Below are 21261 nucleotides of genomic sequence, written 5' to 3' on the forward strand. Positions count from 1 at the left end.
GGCTGCAACTGGGGCCGCGGATCCTGCGCACGGAAACGGCCGGGCTGGCCGCGATCGCGGCGTTGCAGGCGCGGTTGGGCGATCTGGGGTAAGGCTTCGTGGTAGTGCCGGCCGCTGGCCGGCATCCACGGGATCATGGGGTTGCCGGCCAGCGGCCGGCACTACCAGCTACCCGACCGGCGGATTGCCGATCAGGCCGCCAGCGAATCCAGCGCCGCTTCCAGTGCATCCAGGTTCGGCAGCAGCGCGCTCTGCTCACCCAGCAGCACGCGCATGTGCACGATCTGCGGCAGGGTTTCTTCGGAGGCGTCGGCCAGCAGGCCGTCGCGCGGCACCGAGATCAGCTGCGGGAAGTTCTGCGTCAGCAGCGCGTAGTACGGGCGCTGCGCGTTGCCGCTGAGGGACTTCAGTACTACCACCTTGTTGTGGCCGGCCACCGTCTCTTCGCCCAGCCCGGAAAGGCGTGCGAACGACACCAGCGGCACCTGCCAGCCGTGCCAGCCGATCTCGCCAACCAGCCAGCGCGGCGCATCGGAGACCGGCTGCACCGGTACGCGCGACATCATTTCGGCCACGGTGGCATTGGGCAGCAGTACGCGCTCGTTGCCGGCCTGGATCAGGACGCCGCGGATTTCGTCGTTGCTGGCGTAGCTCATGGTGCCTCTCCGTTGTCGTCCTGCTCACCCCAGCGCGCGGCAATTGCCTGCGCCAGCTCCTGCGGTTCACCGGCCACCATGCCGGCAGCAACCACGGCGGTGGCCGCAGCCGGGTCGTAGCAGCCCTCGCCTACCTGCCCGGCCACCCAGGCACCGGCGGCCGCCAGGTCCAGCGCCGGGCCGACATGGGCCAGGTCGGCACCGCTGAGCAGCACCAGCGCAGTGTGTGCGGCCGGCAATGCAGCGAGCGAAATACCGGTGGCATCGCTCTGGAAATGCAGGCCATCGCTGGCCGCGCGCACGCCGATATCATCAGCCAGCACGTGGACCTCGCCCGGCGCGGCGCGCTGGCCGGCCTCGGCCAGCTGCACCGGCAACGGCGAAACACGCGACATCTGCTTGACCAGGTTGCCGTAGCGGCCACCGTCCAGGCGCATGTGCACCAGGACCGGCACGCTCAACGACGCGGGCAGTGCGCCGAGCAGGCGACGCAACGCATCCGGGCCACCGATGCCGGCCAGCACCAGCAGTGATGCGGCGCGCGCACCGGCCGGGGCGGCGGCATCCAGATCGACCAGGGTCAAATGATCGGTATCGAAGGAGGGCTGCGGCGCGGCGGCCGGCGCCGCCACTTCTGCCGGTGCCGGCGCTTCGATCGATTCCTCGACCAGCGACCAGGCGGTGTGATCGAAGGAGATCGGCGGTGCCGCAGGCGCCGCCGGTTCGGCCGGCGCTTGCGGCGGCGAAGGCGGATCCCGTGGTTCGGGCACGTCCGGCTGCAGTGCCGCCAGGGCCTGCTCCAGCGCGATCGGTTCGTGCAGGTGTGCCGGCGGCGAGTACAGACCGTCGGCCGGAACGTCATCGGCCCAGCTCAGCGCCTGCGCCAGATGCGGCTGCAGGGCTTCTTCCTGCGGCGCCGGCGCGGGCGCCGGATGGCCGGGCTCCAGCTGCAGGCTGGGCTCTTCCTCGGCACCCGGCGGCAACACCTGCTGGTGGCCGTGCAGCTTGGCGGCCAGATGGCGCCCCCAACGCTGCGCCTCCCAGCCGTCGCGGCGCGCGGCCAGCTCGGCCTCATCGAACACCAGGGTCAGCCCCGGTGCCGAGAGCACGGCGTCCAGCCGTTCCAGTGCGTCCTCGATGGCCGCTTCCAGCGCGATCACCACGAACTGCGGATCCGCAGCCTGCAGGACCTGTGGCTCCAGGCCGTTCGGGTCATCTTCCAGGACCAGCTGCACATCTGCATGCGACAGCGCCTCGCGCAGGCGTTCGCGCGCCGCACCGGGGCGGGCCAGCAGGGCGACGGCCGGGGCCGGATGGGTTTCACTCACGGACACGGGCGATCCCCAGCAGGTCGTACACGTTACGCATCAGGTCCAGTTCCTGGTACGGCTTGCCCAGATACCGCTGGACACCGATCTCGAAGGCGCGCTGGCGGTGCTTGTCGCCGCTGCGCGAGGTGATCATCACGATCGGCACATCCTTGTAGCGCGGGTCGGCGCGCATCGCCGTGGCCAGCTCGTAGCCGTCCATGCGCGGCATCTCGATATCCAGCAGCATCAGGTCCGGCACGCGCTCTTCCAGCCGCTCCAGTGCTTCCACGCCATCGCGGGCGACGCTGACTTCGAAGTTGTGCCGTTCGAGGATGCGTCCGGTCACTTTGCGCATGGTCAGCGAGTCATCGACCACCATCACCAACGGCACCTGGCGTTCGTCGCGCGGTGCATTGGCCAGCACCGGTGCGGTCGGATTGGCGAGGAAACGGCGCACCAGCGGCGCGACGTCCAGGATCACCACCACGCGGCCATCGCCGGTGATGGTGGCACCGTAGATGCCCGGCACCGAGGCGATCTGCAGGCCGACCGGCTTGACCACGATTTCGCGGTTGCCCAGCACCTGGTCGATCGCCACGGCAGCGCGCAGGTCACCGGCACGCACCAGCAGCAGCGGCACCTGGTCCTGGCCATCGGCGCGTGCCGGGGCCTGCCCGACCAGGCTGCCGAGGTCATACAGCGGATAGTCTTCGCCGCTGTAGCGGTAGCTGCTGTCGGCGGCCTCGAAGCGTTCGCGTGACAGGCGGCCGATACCACTGACCGAGGCCACCGGCACGGCGAAGGTGGTTTCACCGATCTGCACGAACACCGCCTGGGTGACGGCCAGCGTCTGCGGCAGGCGCAAGGTGAAGCGCACGCCCTGGCCACGCACCGACTGGATGTCGACCGAGCCGCCGAGCTGGCGCACTTCGTTGCGCACCACGTCCATGCCCACGCCACGACCCGCCAGCTGGCTGACCTGGTCGGCGGTGGAGAAACCGGAGGCGAAGATCAGGTTGTCCAGTTCCTGCTCGCTGGGCTGCGCGTCGGCGGCCAACAGGCCACGATCGATGGCGCGGCGTCGGATCGCTTCGCGGTCCAGGCCAGCACCGTCATCGGCCACTTCCAGCACGATTTCCGAGCCTTCACGGTGCAGGCGGATGGCGACTTCGCCCTCTTCCGGCTTGCCGGCGGCGCGACGCTGTTCCGGCGCTTCCAGGCCGTGGGCCACGGAGTTGCGCAGCATGTGTTCGAGCGGCGCGACCATGCGATCGAGGACATTGCGGTCCAGTTCGCCGTGGGTGCCCTCCAGGGTCAGGTGCACCTGCTTGCCGGTATCCATTCCGGACTGGCGGACCACGCGGCGCAGGCGCGGCACCAGGCCATCGAACGGCACCATGCGCGCGCGCATCAGGCCATCCTGCAGCTCGGAGCTGACGCGCGACTGCTGTTGCAGCAACGAATCGTACTGGCGTGACAGATCGTCGAGCACGCCCTGCAGGCCCCCGAGATCGGCCGCCGACTCGTTCAGTGCACGGCTGAGCTGCTGCAGCGTGGAGAAGCGGTCCAGTTCCAGCGGATCGAACTTCTGATCGGCCTGGTCCTGCTCACGCTGGTAGCGGGCGACGATCTGCGCCTCGGTTTCCAGGTCGAGTCGGCGCAGCTGGTCGCGCAGTCGCGCATTGGTGCGCTCCAGCTCGCCCATCGCGCCGCGGAAGGCACCAAGCTGCTGTTCCAGGCGCGAGCGGTAGATCGCCACTTCACCGGCATGGTTGACCAGGCGGTCGAGCAGATCCGCGCGCACGCGCACCTGTTCCTGCTGCGGGCGCGCCAGCGGATCTTCATCGATCACGCCTTCGGCCGGCAGCGGTGCCGACAACGGCGCATCGAGCAGTGCCGGCGCAGGGCCGGCGACCGCTGCCGACGCGGTTTCTGCAACGCTCGCCACGTCCGCTGCGCCTGCGGCAGCCGCTGCTGCTGCGGCAATATCGGTGGTGGTACGCACTTCGAACGCATCGACCAGATCCTGCGCCGGTTCCACCACGCGGTGGTTACCGGTGCGGGTCAGCAGCTGGTGCAGGCGATCGAATCCGCGCTCCAGCAACTGCACATCGCGGCGTTCGATCTCGGTGCGACCGGCGGCGACCGCCTCCAGCAACGATTCGATGCTGTGGCCGAGATCACCGATGGCGTTGATGGCGGCCATGCGTGCGCCACCCTTCAGGGTGTGCAGGTCACGCTGCAGGCCGGCCAGCACCTCGCGGTCCTGCGGTGCATCACGCAGCTCGCTGATCAGGCCATCGCAGTGGTCGAGCAGGTCCTTGCCTTCCTCGACGAAGATGTCGACCAGCTCGCGATCGTAGACGCTGAAGTCGAGCGTATCGGTGCTGTCTTCCGGCACCGGCATGGCAAGGATGTCAGGCGTCACGGTTTCAGGCACGTCGGCTTCGGACGCGCTGGCTGCCACGGCATCCGACACCGCAACCGCATCGACGCCGGCAGCTTCGGCGTGGACCTCCGCCTGGCCCGGCGCGTCTTCCAGTTCGAAGAAGCGTACCGGTTCGGCGGTGGCCTGCGCTGCGGCCTCCGCGATCTCCTCATTCACCGTCGCCGGGGACGGCTGATCGGCGCTCTCTCCTTCACCGATCGCCGCCTCCCCGCCGACGTCCGCATCCTCGGCAAAGGCTTCCGCCTCGCCCGGCGCGAGTTCGCTGGCCTGCAGGCCGAGCACGGGCCATTGCCCGTCGTCGGCCAGGGGCTGCTGTTCGTCGATCACGTGCAGGCCGGCCTCGAGCGCGGCTTCCAGCGAGACCGGTTCTGCAAACCCCGGCGCAGCCATTTCATCCTGCAGGCTCGACAGCTCGCTGTCGAGTGGCAGTGCAGCAGGCATTTCGAACGCCGTGGCATCAGCGACGTGCGCGCGATCGGCCGAGGGCGCATTCAGGTCAGATGCGACGGCTTCGACAGCGGCCGGAGTCTCTTCGGCGTCGCGGTCGTCAACCGGCAGCGCACTGGCATCCAGGTACGGCGACAGATCATCCACGACGGTCAAACCGGCATCGTCGGACAACCGCAGCACGCCTTCGGCCTCCGCCTCGACACCGGCTACGGCAACGGCTGGAACGTCGTCGGCCACCTGGATCGATTCGACCACCGGCAGCGACGCATCCTCCTCACCCGGTACGGACGGCCATCCGGCATCGAAGTAGCGCGAAAGATCATCGCTGGCCGTCAGCTCACCGACCTCCAGCCCGGCCTCGATCGCCACGTCGGCGACCGGGGCTTCGACAGGATCGGCACGTGCTTCCGCGTCCTGCTCCGGTGCGGCAAACGAATGCGACACCGCATCGGATTCAGGCGCGACGGCTGTCGATGCATCCGCGTCCAGTTCCACCGGCGGTTCGTCATCCAGCGCCAGATCGTCTTCTTCGTCTTCCAGGCCCACCATCGGCCAGCGCGCTTCCGGCAACGCGCCAGCCAGCGCCTGCAGGCGCTGCGCGAGTACCTGTTGCGGCGCGATGCGCGGCTGTTCGGCCTGCAACGCTTCCATGGTGGCGGTGATCGCCTGCGCAGTCGCATCCAGGGCGGCTACGCCTTCATCACCCGGGACCACCTCGGCGGCCAGTGCCCGCTTGATGTAGGACTCCGCGCCGCCGGTCACCGCCGTGATCTCGGGCACTTCGGTCATCGCGAAGGCGCCGTTCATGGTGTGCACCGCGCGCAGCAGTGCATCGCTGACCGGTTGCGGCGCCTGCTGCGCCGAACGCAGCCAGTCCTGCAGGGTGGCCTGGTGGACTTCCACCTCGGCCTCGAGAATCTCGCGCAGCACGCTGTCGATGTTGGCCGGTGTACCGGCCACTTCGGCCTCCACGTCGGTATCGGCCGGCGCCGAGGCGGCAGCCTCCACATCGAGAATGCGGCTGATCTCGTCTTCGCCGTCAGCTTCAGCAACCGGTACAACCGGCGCAGCCGCACCCGGCAGCGGTACGTAGTAGGTTTCCTCGCCTGCGCCGACACGATCGGCAATGGCCTGCATGGCCTGCAGGTCGACGCTGATGCGCTGGCCGTGGCGCAGCGCTGCGTTCAGCTGTGGCAGCGCCGCATGTGCGTTGTCGACCATCGCCAGCACCGCCGGCGAGGCGGCGCGGCTGCCATCCAGCACGCGGTTGAGCATGCCTTCGATCTTCCACGCGAACTCGCCCAGCGTACGTGCGCCAACCAGGCGGCCACTGCCCTTGAGGGTATGGAAGATGCGGCGGATCGGGCGCAGCCGGTCCATGTTGTCCGGCTGCATGCGCCACGCCGGCAGCAGCGTGCCCAGATTGGCGAGCTCGTCGTCGAACTCTTCCAGGAACACCTCGCGGATGTCCTCGTCGATGTTCTCGGCGTCGTCGTCGAAGCCGGCGTCAAAGCCCGTAGTCGCGTCGGCATTGGCGTCGGCGCCGGTCGCAACGACCGCCTCCGGTGCCGTCGCGGTGGGCATCGCCTGCGGATTGAAGCCGGCAGCGGCTGCACTCAGCTCGGCGAAGAACTGGGCATCGGCTTCGCTGAAATCGATCGGCGCGATGGTGTCGATATCGATCACCGACACGGCCGGCGCCGACGTTTCCGCTGCCGGGGCGGGCGCTTCGATCGACGGCGGCGTGATCGACGATGCCGGCAGGTCATCCGGAGCCTCGTCCACCCTGACCTCCGCCGCAGGCGATGCATCGGCCAGCGGCGGCGCCACGGCATCGACGATCTCCAGCGACGGATGCAACCCGGCGTCATCGTCCAGCGACAACGTTTCCATCGCGTGCAGCGACAGCACATCGTCAGCGTTGTCCAATGCATCGGCGTCGAAGCGGAACACCACGTCGTCGGCCTCGGCAACCGCGCCCCGTTCGGCCGCTACCGGATCGAACACCGGCGCAGCATCGAATCCGGTCACGGGCGAAACCACGCTGTCCGTCGTCTCGTCGATCGCAGGCGCTGCGCTTTCCTCGAGCACCTGCGGCGCCTCGGACAGCGACCACTGCGGTGCATCGGCGTGATCGCTGTCGGCCAGTTCGAAGCTGACGGGATCGAAACTGGCGAACGTCGGCGCGCGTTCGTCGCCGGCGGGCGCGGCCGCCTCGGCTTCGGGGTAGAACGGCGCCAGCTCCCACTGCGGGACATCAGGCGCAGGTGCGCTGGACGCGGCGAAGACCAGCGATGCCTCGGCATCATCCTGTGTTGGCAGCGGCGAGGCGCCAGCATCCAACGGGCTGGCGGCCACGACGCCCGCGGTGCCCAGCGCGCCGAACATCAGGCTGTTGTCGGGCACCCTCGGTGCCGGTGTGGCCGGCGGCGGATCGAAGGTGAAGTCCGGCAGCGATACCGGCACGTCGCCGGCCGCGGGCGCAGCAGGCTGCACCGGTACCTCGATGCGCTCGGGCTGCAGCGGCTCGACCTGCACCGGCAGCGGCTCACGTTCGATCGCAAGCGCTGCCGGCGCTTCCGGTGCGGCGGCGTTGCGTTCGGGCAGCGGCCAGTAGCGCAGTGCCTCGAGGCTGCTGCGGGTGATTTCGAGGATGTCTTCGCGGCCCGGGCGACGATCGCGCAGGGCTTCCAGGTAGTACTCCAGGCTGGCCATGGCATCGGCCAGGGTGTCCAGCTGGCGGCCGCTGGGCACGCGCTGGCGGCCGATCAGCTCGGCCTCGATGTACTGCTGCACGCCACGCAGGTAATCGGCGGCGGTACCCAGGTCGAGCATGCGCAGCGCGCCGGACACATCGCCCAGCAGGCGCGGTACATCCTGCAGCTCGGCATGGTTCCAGCTGGTTTCGATGAAGGCGACGAAATGCTCGCGGGCGGCAGCGAAGTTGGCGATGGCTTCATGGGCCAGCACTTCCACCGTGCGCCGGTTCTCCACCGCGCTCGGATCGTCCTCGCCACTGCCGCCGGCGCCCAGATGGGCAACCTGGTCGTCCAGCGAGGCATCGACGTACAGCAGCGCACCGGCGATATCCAGCAACAGGTTCTCGTCGATCTGCTGGCGCCCCTCGACCACGCTACGCAGCGCGTCGCGCTGCTGCACGACCACGCCGCGGGCCACGCCCAGGCCCATCATGCCCAGCGTGTCGGCCACGGCGCCCAGTTCGTTGGCCTGGGTCTGCAGCTGTTCCGGTGCACCGCCGGTGCGCAGGTGCAGGTCAAGCGCATCCTTGATGCGCAGCAGTTCTTCCTTCACTGCGCTGCCGACGGTATCGAGCAGCTCGCGGTTGCGCCCGCTCAGGCTGCCCCGGGCATGGTCCAGTTCGGCCTCGGTGGCGGTGATGCTGTCCGGCGCAAAGGCCAGCAGCACGCTGTCGTTGACGCCTTCTTCGCCACGCGACGCGCGGATCTCGTTGAGCAGCGGCATCAGCACGATCGGAATGTCGCGATGGCCGTTCTGCAGGCGCTCCAGATAGTCCGGCAGCAGCACGCTGCCACGCATCAGGGTCGCACAGGCTTCATCCCGGTCGGCCACCTGGCCGGCGCCGATGGCATTGGCCAGCTGCTCCAGCTCTTCGGCCACCATCGCCGGGGCATACAGTTCAACCATGCGCAGGGTGCCCTGCACCTGGTGCAGGTAGCCGGCGCAGATGCGCATGCGGCTGGCATCGCTCGGGTCTTCCGCGTAGTACTCGACCTCGTTGCGCACCTGGCGCAGGGTCTCGTCCAGCTCGGGCTTGACCCAGCCCAGCGCTGCGTGGCTCATCGCATCGCGCAGACTGCTCATGGACGCGCTCCGTTCGCCGCCGCGCGGTGGCCGCGCGGATTCTGGCGTGGGGAATGGAAATGCTTCATCGACTGGTTCCTTGCTCGCCGCCCTGCCCGCGTCACGCCGGCAGCTTGAAGTCGGCGACCGACCGGCGCAGGTCCGCCGCCAGCTGCGCGAGGTGGCCGATCGACTCTGCGGTCTGCCCGGCACCCTGCGAGGTCTGGCCGGTGATCTGCCGGATCACGCCCATGGTGCGGGTGATGTCCGAGGCCGCGGCCGACTGCTGCTGGGCGGCGATGGAGATGTTCTTGATGAGGGTATTGAGGGCGTTGGACACGCGCTCGATCTCGGTCAGCGCGGTACCGGCGTCCTCGGCCAGGCGCGCACCGGACACCACTTCGGCCGTGGTCTGCTCCATCGAGGTGACCGCTTCGTTGGTATCGGCCTGAATGGCCTGGACCAGGTTTTCGATGCGTCGGGTCGCACCCGAGGTACGTTCTGCCAGGCGCTGCACTTCGTCGGCCACGACCGCGAAACCGCGGCCCGCTTCACCCGCCGACGCCGCCTGCACCGCCGCGTTCAGCGCCAGGATGTTGGTCTGCTCGGAAATGTCATTGATCAGTTCCACGATCGAGCCGATTTCCTGCGACGACTCGCCCAGGCGCTTGATGCGCTTGGAGGTTTCCTGGATCTGGTCGCGGATCTGGTCCATGCCCTGGATGGTCTCGCGCACCACGCCGGCGCCTTCGGCGGCGATCACCACCGAGCGCTGTGCCACGTCGGCCGACTCGGCCGAGTTGCGCGACACCTGCTCGATGCTCGCTGCGATTTCACCGATGCGGTCCGAGGCGGAGGTGATCTGGTTGGCCTGGTGGCCCGCCGCCTCTGCCAGCTGCATCGCGGTGGCCTGGGTTTCCTGGGTGGACATCGCGACCTTGGCCGAGGTGTCGTTGATGGTGGTCACCAGGTGGCGCAGCTCGTCCACCGCATAGTTGATCGCGTCGGCGATCGCGCCGGTCATGTCCTCGGTCACCGAGGCCTTCACCGTCAGGTCACCCTCGCCGAGCGAGGAGATTTCGTCCAGCAGCCGCATGATCGCCTGCTGGTTGCGGCTGTTGAATTCCACCTGGGTCTGGTAACGCAGTTCCTGCTCGCGCGAGCGGCTGCGCACGTTGGTGGAGACGAAGCCGATGATCGCGATCAGCGACAGCGCGCCGGACACCACGCCGATCCAGAAGTTGGGGAACAGGCGGGTGTCGGACACCGAGCCGAACGAGGAGAACGCATCGAACAGCTTGCGGCTGTCGTCCAGCATGTGGGCCGAGCCCTGGCCCAGCGCGGTCGCCGCCGATTGCGCCGCGAACAGCTGGCGCGAGCTGGCCAGGATCGCATCGGCGTCCTGCTTCATCGCTTCCCACTTCTGCTGCGACTGCTCCAGTGCGGCCACGGCGGCAGCACCGCGCACGGCGGTGATGCCCAGTTCCTCGTTGCCGTTGCGCAGGCCGTCGAGCACCTGCGAGAACACGGTGATGTCACGCGCCAGCGCATCCCCGGAGGTCGCTGCGGCGCTGCCACCGGCACGCATTTCGGTCACCCGACGGGCCATCGAACCGGCCACCACGACCTGCTGCAGTGCGCTGTACACCTGCGACGAGGGGGCGCCGGAGGCGGACATCGCGCGCACCAGCTCGTTCAGCTGGGCCTGCAGGCCCGGTACCGCGCCGGTGAAGTTGTTGGCATTGCCGGCCAGCGCCAGCACCGCCGGCTCGCTGGCCACCAGCTGCCCGGCCTGCTTGCCCAGCGGCGCCCAGGTTTCGCCCAGGGTGGCGATGGCGCCGGACACGCCCGGCTCCTTGCCATAGCGGCCCTGCAGCGTCGACACGTTCTGTTCGATCGCGTTGCGGGTGGCCTTGAAGGCGGTGAAGGCCTGGGCGTTGCCGCCGACCGCGTCACGTCCCTGGTTGGCCAGCTGCTGCGACAGCACCTGCAGGTCGGCGGCCTTGGAGCCGGCGTCGGCAAGGCGGCTGCCCTGCCAGGTGGCGACGCCGGTGTTGACGCCGAACAGGATCATCGATGCCAGCAGCAGGAACAGCCAGAGGTTGCTGCCGCCCAGCCGCAGCTTGCCGGTCTTGGTGGCGTCCGAAGCAGTACTCATCGTTCAACCTCGATCTTCAATGCAGGGGGCGATGCCCGGCCTCAGGCCGCGGCTTGCCGGAATTCAGGGGTGCGCGACAGCAGCGAGAGCGAGAACACGCCCCAGTCATGGCCGTCGGCATGGAAGGCACGGTCAACGAAATGGCCGTAGCGGCCTTCGGCCAACGTGCCCGCGTCGATCTGCTGGTCCAGCTCGAAGCTGCGCTGGCCGAACAGTTCATCGATGGTCAGTGCGACGTCGCCGCCAGCCTGGCGCATGATCAGCACGCGCTGGCCTTCCTGCTGCACGGTGCGCGTGCCTTCCAGGAAGTACTTCAGGTCGACCACCGGAAACAGGTTGCCACGCAGGTTGCCCACGCCCAGCAGCCAGGGCTGCGCGCAGGGCACCGGGGTCACCGGCGGCATCGGCACGATTTCCACCACTTCGCGGAAATCGGACACCAGCCGGCGCTGGCCGACGCGGTAACCGACGCCACGCCACAGGTCCTGGGCGAACTGCCGCCCGGGCAGCTGCACTGCATGGGCCAGGCTGCGTCGTTCGTAGGCTTCAAGGATGTCGAAGGGCGAGCGCATCAGGCCACCAGTTCGTTGATCCGCGCGATCAGTTCATCCTCGCGCGGCGGCTTGACGATGTAATCGGCTGCGCCCTGGCGCAGGCCCCAGGCCTTGTCGGTTTCCATCGCCTTGGTGCTGACGATGATCACCGGGATGTGCTTGATCGCCGCATCGCGGGCCATCGCCCGGGTGGCCTGGAACCCGCTCATGCCGGGCAGGACCACGTCCATCAGCACCAGCTGCGGCACCTGGTCGCGGACCAGCTGAAGGCCATCCTCGGCGTTGTCCGCTTCCAGCACCTCGTGGCCGGCACGGCGCAGCCACTGGGTGAACACCGCGCGGTCGGTCGGTGAATCCTCGATCAGGACGATACGAGCCATTGTGCCTTTCCCCCCTGGTCAGGCGTTGACGTATGTGCGGATGGCACCCAGCAGTTCTTCGCGCGTGAAAGGCTTGGTCAGGTATTGCTCCGAGCCGACGATGCGCCCCCGCGCCTTGTCGAACAGACCATCCTTGGACGACAGCATGATCACCGGGGTCGCCTTGAACAGCTGGTTGCCCTTGATCAGCGCACAGGTCTGGTAGCCATCCAGGCGCGGCATCATGATGTCGACGAAGATGATCTGCGGCTGCTGGTCTGCGATCTTGGCAAGCGCTTCGAAGCCGTCGGTGGCGGTGACCACCTCGCAGCCTTCGCGCTTGAGCAGCGTTTCCGCAGTCCTGCGGATGGTCTTCGAATCATCGATGACCATCACCCGGAGTCCTGCGAGTTCCCCGCCCGCAGTCGTGTTTTCAGTCATTGCCTATCCCCAAGCGCACGGCCCAATCTCTGGCGGGAGCCGCTGCGAAAGCGTATCTATATCGCACTTCCCGCGCCCGCTTCAAGGCCGGCCTGCCGCGCAGGGGGTAGCACCGGGCTGAACGTGACCGGGTTCGCAATGACTGCGCTGCCGGCAGGCGGACGCTGCGTTGCACTACGGCGGGGAGGCACACGGCCGGCGTTGCCGCTACCATCAACGCCTTGCCTGACAGGTGCGCCCATGCCGTTGAACGTCATCGTGGTGATGGACCCCATCGCCCACATCAAGATCGCCAAGGACACCACCTTCGCCATGTTGCTGGAAGCCCAGCGCCGTGGCCATGCCCTGCACTACGTGCGGCCCGGCGGGCTGGCCCTGGAAGGTGGCGTGGCGGTGGCCCAGACCGCACCGCTGCAGGTGCGCGACGACCCGGCCGGCTGGTATGAGCTGGGCGCGTTCAGCCGTACCGAGTTCGGTCGCGGCCAGATCGTGCTGATGCGCAAGGACCCGCCCGTCGACGCCGAGTACATCTACGACACGCAGGTGCTGGACGTGGCTGCCGCTGCCGGCGCCTGCGTGGTCAACAACCCGCAGGGCCTGCGCGACTACAACGAGAAGCTGGCCGCCCTGCTGTTCCCGCAGTGCTGCCCGCCGACCCTGGTCAGCCGCGATGCCAAGGCATTGAAGGCCTTCGCGCTGGAGCACGGCCAGGCCGTGCTGAAGCCGCTGGATGGGATGGGCGGCCGCTCGATCTTCCGCAGCGGCCAGGGCGATCCGAACCTGAACGTGATCCTGGAAACCCTGACCGACGACGGCCGCAAGCTGGCGCTGGCCCAGAAGTTCATTCCCGACATCACGGCCGGCGACAAGCGCATCCTGCTGGTCGACGGCGAACCGGTCGACTACTGCCTGGCGCGCATTCCCCAGGGTGACGAGTTCCGCGGCAACCTGGCGGCTGGCGGCCGTGGCGAAGGGCGCCCGCTGAGCGAGCGTGACCGCTGGATCGCCGGCCAGGTTGGCCCGGAGATGAAGCGCCGTGGCATGCGCTTCGTCGGCCTGGACGTGATCGGCGATTACCTGACCGAGGTCAACGTGACCAGCCCGACCTGCGTGCGCGAGCTCGACGCGCAGTACGGCCTGAACATCGCCGGCACCCTGTTCGACGCGCTCGAGGCCGGCCTGCGCTGATGGCGGCCGCACCTGCCGTCCTGCCCCCGCCGGCGCGCGAAGCGCAACGGCTGGGCGCGACCATCGCGCTGTCGATCGTGGTCCACGCCCTGCTGATCCTGGGCGTGGGTTTTGCGGTGAAAGGCGACGCACCACTGGTGCCGACGCTGGAGGTGATCTTCAGCCAGACCCGCACCGCACTGACCCCGAAGCAGGCCGATTTCCTTGCCGCCGCCAGCCAGGAAGGTGGCGGCGAGCACGACCGTGCGCAGCGCCCGCGCGACAACCAGGCCGGCATCGTTCCGCAGGCCCAGGCGGGGCTGAGCCCGGTGCCGCAACAGCAGCAGTCAGCCGCGCCGGCGCCCCCGCCGCAGGCGCGGGTGGTCAGCAGCCGCAACGGCGAAGAGGCAGTGGCCCAGGCGCAGGCGCGCCCCACACCGGAGCAGCCGGAACCGGATGCACCGCTGACGGCACGCGAGCAGCGTGATGCCGAGATGGCGCGGCTGGCGGCCGAGGTGCATCTGCGCTCGGCGCAGTACGCCAAGCGCCCGAACCGCAAGTTCGTGTCGGCCAGCACGCGCGAATATGCCTACGCCAATTACCTGCGCGCCTGGGTCGACCGCGCCGAGCGCGTCGGCAACCTGAATTACCCGGACGAGGCCCGGCAGCGCCGGCTCGGCGGCCAGGTGGTGATCAGCGTGGGCGTGCGCCGCGATGGCAGCTTGGAAAGCAGCCGGATCCTGCGTTCAAGCGGGACGCCGTTGCTGGATGAGGCGGCGCTGCGGGTGGTGCAGCTTGCGCAGCCATTCCCGCCGCTGCCGAAGACCGAGGACGAGATCGACATCCTGCAGGTCACCCGCACCTGGGTGTTCCTGCCGGGTGGCACCCTGCACGACGACCGGTAGGGGTTTGTTGCCCGGGCCTGCGGCCCGGGACCCGCTGGAAGCAAAGTCAAAGTCAACATCAACAGCAGCGGTCGGGATATTGGGTTTGGCGGGGCGGTATGGGCTTGCAGGACACGCCGTAAACCCGTCCCTGGGGGCTCGATGGCGCCATCCATGGCGCCAACGGTCCTGCAAGCCCATACCGCCCCGCCTCTGACAGATCCCGACGCATCATTGCTGTTGGTAGGTGTCGACCTTGGTCGACACACATCCACGCTACGCGTGGATGCGAGAGAAGCGATCCGCTGTTGACTTTGATTTTCTTTTGATTTTCCGTGGCGGACGCACACGGAAACTGTCAGAGGCCGGGCGGGGTGGGTTCGCGGGGGTGTCCGCGGCATGGATGCCGCGGCCAAGCCCCCATGGGTGAGGGCGCTTTGCTTGCGAAGCACTGCTTCGCAAGCGCCCGAACGCACAGCCGCCAGCGGCTGGGCCGGACCGCGGAGCGGGGTTTACGGCGTCCCCCGCGAACCCACCCCGCCCGGCCAAGCGCGGCTTTGGGTTTATGCGATCAACCAACCCCGCCACGAGGGACTCAGCCGTTGGCCTTCGCCTTCGCCTCGCGCGCGGCCTGCTGCTCGACCAGGGTCAGTGCCACGTTGTCGCGCAGGTAGGCCGGCTCGACCTTCTCCGGTGCAATGGCTTCGCCGCGCGCGAACGCCGGCACCGCCAGTGCGAGCACGTCCGACGCACGCGGCAATGCCGTGGCGTCGAATCCGCGCAGGCCAGTACCGAGCTGCGCGACCAGCGCACCCTCGGCTGCGGCGAACCCGGTACCGACACCGTAGGCCGACAGCCCTTCCGGCAGCGCCACCGCTGCCGGCGCGCAGACGCGCTCGGCATCGCGCGCAACCGGCAGGCCGTCCACGCGCTCGAAGCGGGCGACGTAGAGTTCGCCCATCCGCGCATCGATCGCCGACAGGATCTGCGTTTCTTCCGCCGGTGCGCGCAGCGCCAACACCTGCAGCGTCGAGACCGGCAGCAGCGGGCGGTCCAGTGCCAGTGCGATGCCTTGGGCAATCGCAATCGCCAGGCGCACGCCCGTGAACGCACCCGGACCGCGACTGAGGGCGATGCCATCAAGCTGGCGACGGCTGATGCCGGCGTCGGCCAGCAGCGCCTCGGCCCACGGCAGGCTCAACTCGGCGTGCCGGCGCGGGGCGATCTCGAAGCGTTCCAGCACCTGCCCATCGACATGCAGGGCAACGGAACAGGCTTCGGTGGCGGTTTCAAAGGCGAGCAGTTTCATTGGATCAGGTCAGAACAAGGGGAACGTAGCACCGGGAGCAGGCTCCGGGCCCGCCGCAACGGCGGCCGGGGCACCCGCATCATCGGCCACGGGCAGCCATTGTGGCCTAAAGAAGGCCTGCACATCGGCCAGGCTGCGGGTGCGCCGGAACGGCGGCAGCGACTCAAGAAAGACCCGGCCATAGCCACGGTTGAGCAGGCGCGGATCGCACAGGACCAGCACGCCCCGGTCGCTTTCGCTGCGGATCAGGCGGCCAACGCCCTGCTTCAGGGCGATCACCGCCTGCGGCAGCTGCTCGTCGCGGAACGGGTTGCCCCCCTGGCTGCGGATCGCCTCCAGCCGCGCCTCGTATACCGGGTCATCCGGTGCCGCGAACGGCAGCTTGTCGATCATCACCACGCTCAGCGCTTCGCCGACCACGTCCACGCCCTCGCGGAAACTGGCCGAGCCCAGCAGCACGCCATTGCCCGATTCGCGGAAACGCTGCAGCAGCGCCGCGCGTGGCGCCTCGCCCTGCACGAACAACGGCCACGGCCCGTCACGCAGTGCCTCGGCGGCCTCGCGCAATGCACGGTGTGAGGCGAACAACAGGAACGCCCTGCCCTGCGAGGCCTGCAACACCGGCCGCAAGGTCTGGATCAGCGCGGTGCCAAACCCGCGCGCCGCCGGATCGGGCAGGCCTTCGGGCAGGTAGCACAACGCCTGCTCGGGCCAGTTGAACGGGCTCGGCTGGACCAGCGTGTGCGGATCGTCCAGGCCCAGGCGCGTGGCGATGTGGTCGAAGCCACCGCCCACGGTCAGCGTGGCCGAGGTGAAGATCCATGCCGCGCGGCTGCGCTCGCGATGCTCGCGCAGCGGGCCGGACACATCCATCGGCGTGCGCTGGCAGCGGAAACCACGCGGGGTGAGCTCATACCAGAGCACATCGGCGGCACGGGGGGTCTCCGCCGGATCGGTATCGAAATCGAGGGTGGGCTCATCATCGCCCAGCCAGCGCTGCAGCCGCGACACCGCCTCGCGTGCCCGCGCATGACAGGCATCCAGACCCGCCGCCGCCTCGCGCAGCGGTTGCAGTGCCTGCTCCAGCGTCACCAGGCCGGCCATCACCGTATCGAATCCATCGCGCACCTGTGGCATCGCCAGCGCACGCCACTGCGTACCCCGTGGCGGCAGCCCCTCCATCGCCGAGCGCAGCGCCAGCAACGCCTGCTGCAACTGGTCGACCGGTTCCTGCAGGGCCGACTGCGCGCCGCCTACGCCGCGCGCCTCGGCAAGGCAGTCGCGGCCGAGTTCCTGCCACGGGCGCATGCCGAAGCCTTCGCCGAAAAACTGCGCGGCCAACTCGGGCAGCTGATGCGCCTCGTCGATGACAAAGGCCTGCGCCCCCGGCAGCAACTCACCGAAGCCGTCCTGTTTCAGTGCCAGGTCGGCCAGCAGCAGGTGGTGGTTGACCACCACCACGTCGGCAGCCTGCGCACGTTGGCGCGCGCGCACCACGAAGCAGTCGTCCCAGAACGGGCAATCGGTACCCAGGCAGTTGTCGACCGTGGAAGTGACCATCGGCAGAAGCGGCGAGTCATCGGCCAGGCCTTCCAGTTCGGCGATGTCACCGAACTCCGAACGGCCGGACCAGGCCAGGATGCGCTGGAACTGCGCAGCCTGCTCCGGGCTGGAAAAACGCGGTTCGCCCCGCGCCTGCTGCAGGCGGTAGCGGCACAGGTAATTCGCGCGCCCCTTCAGCAGCGCGCTGCGCAGGCCAACGCCCAGTGCCTGGCGCACGCGCGGCAGATCGCGGTGGTAGAGCTGGTCCTGCAACGCGCGGGTACCGGTGGAGATGACGGTGCGCAGCCCGGACAGCAGCACCGGCACCAGATAGGCGAAGGTCTTGCCGGTGCCTGTACCGGCCTCGGCCAGCAGCAGGTCGCGCTGCTGCAGCGCTTCGGCGATGGCGTCGGTCAGGTGCAGCTGTGCCGGACGCGGGACAAAGGCATCCAGATGCGAGGCGAGCGCGCCGCCTTCGCTGAGGGCTTCGCGGCTGGCATGGACAAGGTCGGACATCAGAGGGAGAGGATACCCGGCCGGGCGCTGCCCGGCACCCGTTTCAAGCCAGGGCAACAGCAACAGCGGTGTCCATGGCTCTGGATTTTTACGTGCTGGGCAGGCCGGGAGGGGCAGGCAGGACACGCCGTAAACCCATCCATGGGGGCTCAATGGCGCCATCCATGGCGCCAACGGTCCTGCCTGCCCCTCCCGCCCCACCCTCGACAGTTTCCCAGTGACGGATGCACGCGCGGCGTCGCGTCGAGCTTGCTCGACTGCCCTTTCAGAAGCGGTGGGTGGAACGGAAACAAGAAGGGGTCGGATCCGTTTTCCTGCGGAAAACGGATACGACCCCACAACGAGTGCGCGCAGCGCGCGACCCGCTTTTGATTTTCTTTTTCTTTTCCGTGGCTGGACGCACACGGAAACTGTCAGAGGTTGGGCGGGGTGGGTTCGCGGGGGTGTCCGCGGCATGGATGCCGCGGCCAAGCCCCCAGGGACGGGTTCACGGCGTCCCCCGCGAACCCACCCCGCCCGGCCAAGCGCGGCTTTTGCTTCTGGCTTCAGCGACCAACCCACAGCCACGAGGGGCTGCGCCGTTGGCTGGAAATTCAGTACCGCTTGATCCCCGGCACCGTGCAGCCCTCAATCTGCGCATGCGCCGACACCGCATTCTCCTTCTCGCCCCGCGCCAGGCGCGACTGCTCGATCGTCGCCCAATGCCGGCGGCACAGCGGCCCGGTCTTCGAGCCCAGATCCACCGCCTTGCGCGCGAACGTCTCCGCCTGCGCCCACTGGCCCTGCAGCAGCGCCAGTTCGGCACGTTCCTGCAGCACTGCCGGGTCACCCGCCACGATCTCCAGCGCGTGGTCCAGGCTGCTGGCCGCGCCGGCCAGGTCGTTCGCCTGGCGTTGTGCCAGTGCAGTCACCCGCAGATCTTCCACCTGCGAATCACGCAGCGGCTGTACCGACAATTCCTTGTCGTCCGGACCCGCTGCAGCATCCACCGCAGCCAGGCGCTGCGCCGGCGTGGTGGTATCGACCGGCTTGACCACCGGTGGTGCGCTGCTCACGCAGGCGGCCAGGGCCAGGCTGAGGCCGGTCAGGGCCAGGGGCTGCAGCAGGGATCGCATGTTCATCGGCATCATCGGCTCGGGGGAGGAGTGGCGGCGGCAGGTGCCGCGGCAGGTTCGGCAGGCGCTTCCGGCTTGCGGTCCAGGCCGAACCAGCTGCGCCAGCCACCGCCCTCGCCGTCGGCCTCGCCCTGCCCCTCCGGCGACGCGGCCGGCGCGCACGGCGCATAGGCAGGCGCATAGCCCACCACGAACGGGAAACGACGCGCGCCGGGGCAGCCTTCATCGGTGCTGTTGAGGCCGGTGGGGGCCACCGACTGCCAGTCCAGGCCCTTGTTGCTGACCCGCAGCGGCGCGCTCGGCAGGCGCTGGAAGATGCCCGACCAGACCCGCATCGCGCCGGTGGCGCCATACAGGCCGGCCTGCGCGTTCTGGTCGTTGCCGATCCAGATCACTGCCAGGTGATCACCGGTGTAGCCGGCATACCAGCTGTCACGGCCATCGTTGGTGGTGCCGGTCTTGCCGGCGGGCTGCAGGCGGCCGAGGCCATCGGCATTGAGCCGCTGCGCGGTACCGCTGGCGACCACCTGCTGCAGGCCGACACTGATCAGGTTGGCGGCAATCGAGTCGCCTTCCTGCGCCGGTGCCGGGGTCTTGTCGTACCGCTTGAGCAGCTTGCCCTGCGGATCGAGCACGCCACGCACCGCGTGCAGCGGCTGGATCTCGCCGCCGGACGCCAGGAACTGGTATAGCTGCGCCATCGCGTACGGGCTCTGGTCGGTCGAGCCGAGGATCACCGCCGGGTTGGCGTCAGCCTTGATGCCGGCCAGGACATGGATCAGCTGGGTCACGCGCTCCGGGCCGACCTGCATGCCCACGCGCACCGTGGCCTGGTTGTAGGAATGCGCCAGTGCGTCGATCAGGCGCACCGTGCCGTGGCTGCGGTTGTCCGCGTTGCCGGGACTCCAGTTGCGGCCGCGGCCGAGCTGCACCGTCACCGGCGAATCATCCACCCAGCTGGCCAGCGAGTAACGGTCCGGCTGCGCCAGGGCCAGCAGGTAGACGAACGGCTTGAGCAGCGAACCGACCGGACGCTGCGCCTCGATCGCGCGGTTGAAGCCGACCTCGGACACCTCGCGGCTGCCGATCACCGCCAGCACGTCGCCGTTGTGCACGTCGGTCAGCACCATGCCGGCCTGCAGCTCGGGGCGGCGCTTGCTTTCCAGCGACTTGATGGTGCGGGTCACCGCGCCTTCGGCATAGGCCTGCGCGGACGGCGACATGCCGGTCATCACGCTCAGGCCCGCGCCCTGCAGCGCCGATTCCGGATAGTCATGGCCGAGCTGGCGGCGGACCAGGTCAACGTAGGCCGGGAAGCGGTTGGCTGCCACCAGGCCCGGCGTCTTGGGCACGCCCAGCGGTGCCTTCAGCGCGCGCTGGTACTCGGCATCGTCGATCAGCGTGGCCTCATGCAGCTTGCCCAGCACGAAGTTGCGGCGATCCAGCGCGCGCTCCGGGTTGCGCCGCGGGTCGTAGAAGGACGGCCCCTTGACCAGGCCGATCAGCAGTGCGATCTGCTCGGTCTCCAGCGACTGCAGGTCACGGCCGAACCAGAACTCGGCGCCGGAGGACATGCCATGGATCGCCTGGCTGCCGCGCTGGCCCAGGTACACCTGGTTGAGATAGGCCTCGAAGATGGTGCGCTTGTCATAACGCGCTTCCATGATCAGTGCGTACAGCACCTCATTGAACTTGCGGGTGACCGTCTGCTCCTTGCCGATGCCGAGCAGGCCGCTGCGGGCCAGCTGCTGGGTCAGCGTCGAAGCGCCCTGGCGGCTCTGGCCACCGGAACGGATCGTCACCCACACCGCGCGCGCGATGCCGGACAGGTCGATGCCGTGGTGGCGGTTGAAGTCCTTGTCCTCCACCGCCTGCAGGCCAGTCACCAGCAGGTCCGGCGCCTCGTCCATGCGGATCAGGCGGCGCTCTTCCTGCTTCTGGCCGTACAGGGTGGCGATGCGCGCCGGATCCAGCCGCGCGGCCTTCAGCGCCTTGCGGTTGTCGGCGTCGCGCAGCGAGGCCACGCCGCCATCGGCCAGCGACAGCTCCACCCGGCGCGGGGCCACCCGGCCGTCAACGTCGTTGAAGCCGCGGCTGGAGATGACGAAGCGCCCGCCGTTCACCGCATAGGTGGCCGGCTCCTTGCCCTGCCCGTCATCGCGGTAGGCAGAGGCGGCCAGCTCGGTCTTCAGCGTAGACGCATCCATCGCCTTGCCGGGGGTGAGCACCAGCGGGCGCGCGTACACGCGCGTCGGGATCTGCCAGCGCAGTTCACCGAAACGCTGGGTCACCTGTTGGTTCAGGTACAGCGTATAGGGAATGAGGAAACCCAATCCCAACGCGACCGCAGCCATGCTCCAGGTGATCAGCCGGCGCCGCCACAGCGGACCGTTGTCCTGCTGGTCGTCGTCGGAATCGTCGATGTCGTCGGAATCGTAGCGTCGGGGCACGGGAATGCGAGAATGTAGGGTCTGGCGAGTCTACCCCAGCCGCTGCGGCTGGCGAATTCTCCCGGGTTCCCCTGCTTAA

The 21261-nt window shown here is 68.7% G+C and carries 14 protein-coding genes; 3 read left to right on the top strand and 11 right to left on the bottom strand.

The features are described from left to right. On the top strand, window positions 1-92 hold a 92-nt coding region (locus tag AC5P6H_RS00005; RefSeq protein WP_495202346.1), incomplete at its 5' end, for a 16S rRNA (uracil(1498)-N(3))-methyltransferase. Window positions 93-191: 99 nt separating this feature from the next. On the opposite strand, the gene AC5P6H_RS00010 is transcribed toward AC5P6H_RS00005, so the two are convergent. From AC5P6H_RS00010 to pilG, 7 genes are all read right to left on the bottom strand, one after another. Then, a complete protein-coding gene (locus tag AC5P6H_RS00010; protein ID WP_014648089.1) occupies window positions 192-656 on the bottom strand; it encodes a chemotaxis protein CheW in 465 nt (154 codons plus the stop codon). Continuing rightward, a complete protein-coding gene (locus AC5P6H_RS00015) occupies window positions 653-1990 on the bottom strand; it encodes a chemotaxis protein CheB (RefSeq protein WP_075077245.1) in 1338 nt (445 codons plus the stop codon). The genes AC5P6H_RS00010 and AC5P6H_RS00015 overlap by 4 nt, the downstream gene beginning before the upstream one ends. Beyond that, the gene (locus AC5P6H_RS00020) at window positions 1977-8708 is read right to left on the bottom strand and encodes an Hpt domain-containing protein (protein ID WP_495202199.1); all 6732 of its coding nucleotides are present in this window, start codon (window positions 8706-8708) and stop codon (window positions 1977-1979) included. Before AC5P6H_RS00020 ends, AC5P6H_RS00015 begins: the two co-directional genes overlap by 14 nt. Window positions 8709-8808: 100 nt before the next feature. Continuing rightward, window positions 8809-10845 (bottom strand): methyl-accepting chemotaxis protein, encoded by a 2037-nt coding sequence (locus AC5P6H_RS00025; protein ID WP_014038185.1) that lies wholly within the window; start codon window positions 10843-10845, stop codon window positions 8809-8811. A 41-nt stretch (window positions 10846-10886) separates the two neighbouring features. Next, window positions 10887-11417, bottom strand: coding sequence for a chemotaxis protein CheW (locus AC5P6H_RS00030; RefSeq protein WP_014648092.1), 531 nt, complete (start codon window positions 11415-11417; stop codon window positions 10887-10889). Further along, window positions 11417-11779 carry a response regulator gene (locus AC5P6H_RS00035; protein ID WP_005410717.1) on the bottom strand — a complete coding sequence of 121 codons (363 nt, stop codon included), beginning with the start codon at window positions 11777-11779 and terminating at the stop codon, window positions 11417-11419. The genes AC5P6H_RS00030 and AC5P6H_RS00035 overlap by 1 nt, the downstream gene beginning before the upstream one ends. An 18-nt stretch (window positions 11780-11797) precedes the next feature. Further along, entirely contained in the window at window positions 11798-12199 is a 402-nt protein-coding gene (pilG, locus tag AC5P6H_RS00040; protein WP_005418455.1) for a twitching motility response regulator PilG, read from the bottom strand. 240 nt (window positions 12200-12439) lie between these two features. Here pilG and gshB point away from each other — a divergent pair, with 240 nt between their 5' ends. Together gshB and AC5P6H_RS00050 are read left to right on the top strand one after the other, a co-directional pair. Further along, window positions 12440-13387, top strand: a complete 948-nt coding sequence (gshB, locus tag AC5P6H_RS00045) for a glutathione synthase (protein WP_495202200.1) — start codon at window positions 12440-12442, stop codon at window positions 13385-13387. Further along, window positions 13387-14271 (top strand): energy transducer TonB family protein, encoded by an 885-nt coding sequence (locus AC5P6H_RS00050; protein ID WP_495202201.1) that lies wholly within the window; start codon window positions 13387-13389, stop codon window positions 14269-14271. The genes gshB and AC5P6H_RS00050 overlap by 1 nt, the downstream gene beginning before the upstream one ends. 574 nt (window positions 14272-14845) lie before the next feature. Here AC5P6H_RS00050 and tsaB read toward each other — a convergent pair. From tsaB to mrcB, 4 genes are all read right to left on the bottom strand, one after another. Continuing rightward, a complete protein-coding gene (gene tsaB, locus AC5P6H_RS00055) occupies window positions 14846-15559 on the bottom strand; it encodes a tRNA (adenosine(37)-N6)-threonylcarbamoyltransferase complex dimerization subunit type 1 TsaB (protein ID WP_049440310.1) in 714 nt (237 codons plus the stop codon). A gap of 9 nt (window positions 15560-15568) precedes the next feature. Beyond that, complete coding sequence (gene yoaA, locus AC5P6H_RS00060; protein ID WP_495202202.1) at window positions 15569-17617, bottom strand: DNA repair helicase YoaA; 2049 nt, start codon at window positions 17615-17617, stop codon at window positions 15569-15571. A gap of 593 nt (window positions 17618-18210) precedes the next feature. Beyond that, the gene (locus tag AC5P6H_RS00065; protein ID WP_014648099.1) at window positions 18211-18747 is read right to left on the bottom strand and encodes a hypothetical protein; all 537 of its coding nucleotides are present in this window, start codon (window positions 18745-18747) and stop codon (window positions 18211-18213) included. Beyond that, the gene (mrcB, locus tag AC5P6H_RS00070; protein ID WP_032958979.1) at window positions 18744-21182 is read right to left on the bottom strand and encodes a penicillin-binding protein 1B; all 2439 of its coding nucleotides are present in this window, start codon (window positions 21180-21182) and stop codon (window positions 18744-18746) included. The genes AC5P6H_RS00065 and mrcB overlap by 4 nt, the downstream gene beginning before the upstream one ends. Window positions 21183-21261 lie beyond the last annotated feature (79 nt).

It is taken from the genome of Stenotrophomonas sp. YJH_SMC_110, assembly GCF_059369255.1.

Bases quoted from the DNA above. Each gene is read 5' to 3' on its own strand.
- AC5P6H_RS00010 (WP_014648089.1), bottom strand. From the start codon at position 656: ATGAGCTACGCCAGCAACGACGAAATCCGCGGCGTCCTGATCCAGGCC.
- AC5P6H_RS00020 (WP_495202199.1), bottom strand. From the start codon at position 8,708: ATGAGCAGTCTGCGCGATGCGATGAGCCACGCAGCGCTGGGCTGGGTC.
- AC5P6H_RS00025 (WP_014038185.1), bottom strand. From the start codon at position 10,845: ATGAGTACTGCTTCGGACGCCACCAAGACCGGCAAGCTGCGGCTGGGC.
- AC5P6H_RS00030 (WP_014648092.1), bottom strand. From the start codon at position 11,417: ATGCGCTCGCCCTTCGACATCCTTGAAGCCTACGAACGACGCAGCCTG.
- AC5P6H_RS00035 (WP_005410717.1), bottom strand. From the start codon at position 11,779: ATGGCTCGTATCGTCCTGATCGAGGATTCACCGACCGACCGCGCGGTG.
- pilG (WP_005418455.1), bottom strand. From the start codon at position 12,199: ATGACTGAAAACACGACTGCGGGCGGGGAACTCGCAGGACTCCGGGTG.
- gshB (WP_495202200.1), top strand. From the start codon at position 12,440: ATGCCGTTGAACGTCATCGTGGTGATGGACCCCATCGCCCACATCAAG.
- AC5P6H_RS00050 (WP_495202201.1), top strand. From the start codon at position 13,387: ATGGCGGCCGCACCTGCCGTCCTGCCCCCGCCGGCGCGCGAAGCGCAA.
- tsaB (WP_049440310.1), bottom strand. From the start codon at position 15,559: ATGAAACTGCTCGCCTTTGAAACCGCCACCGAAGCCTGTTCCGTTGCC.
- yoaA (WP_495202202.1), bottom strand. From the start codon at position 17,617: ATGTCCGACCTTGTCCATGCCAGCCGCGAAGCCCTCAGCGAAGGCGGC.
- AC5P6H_RS00065 (WP_014648099.1), bottom strand. From the start codon at position 18,747: ATGATGCCGATGAACATGCGATCCCTGCTGCAGCCCCTGGCCCTGACC.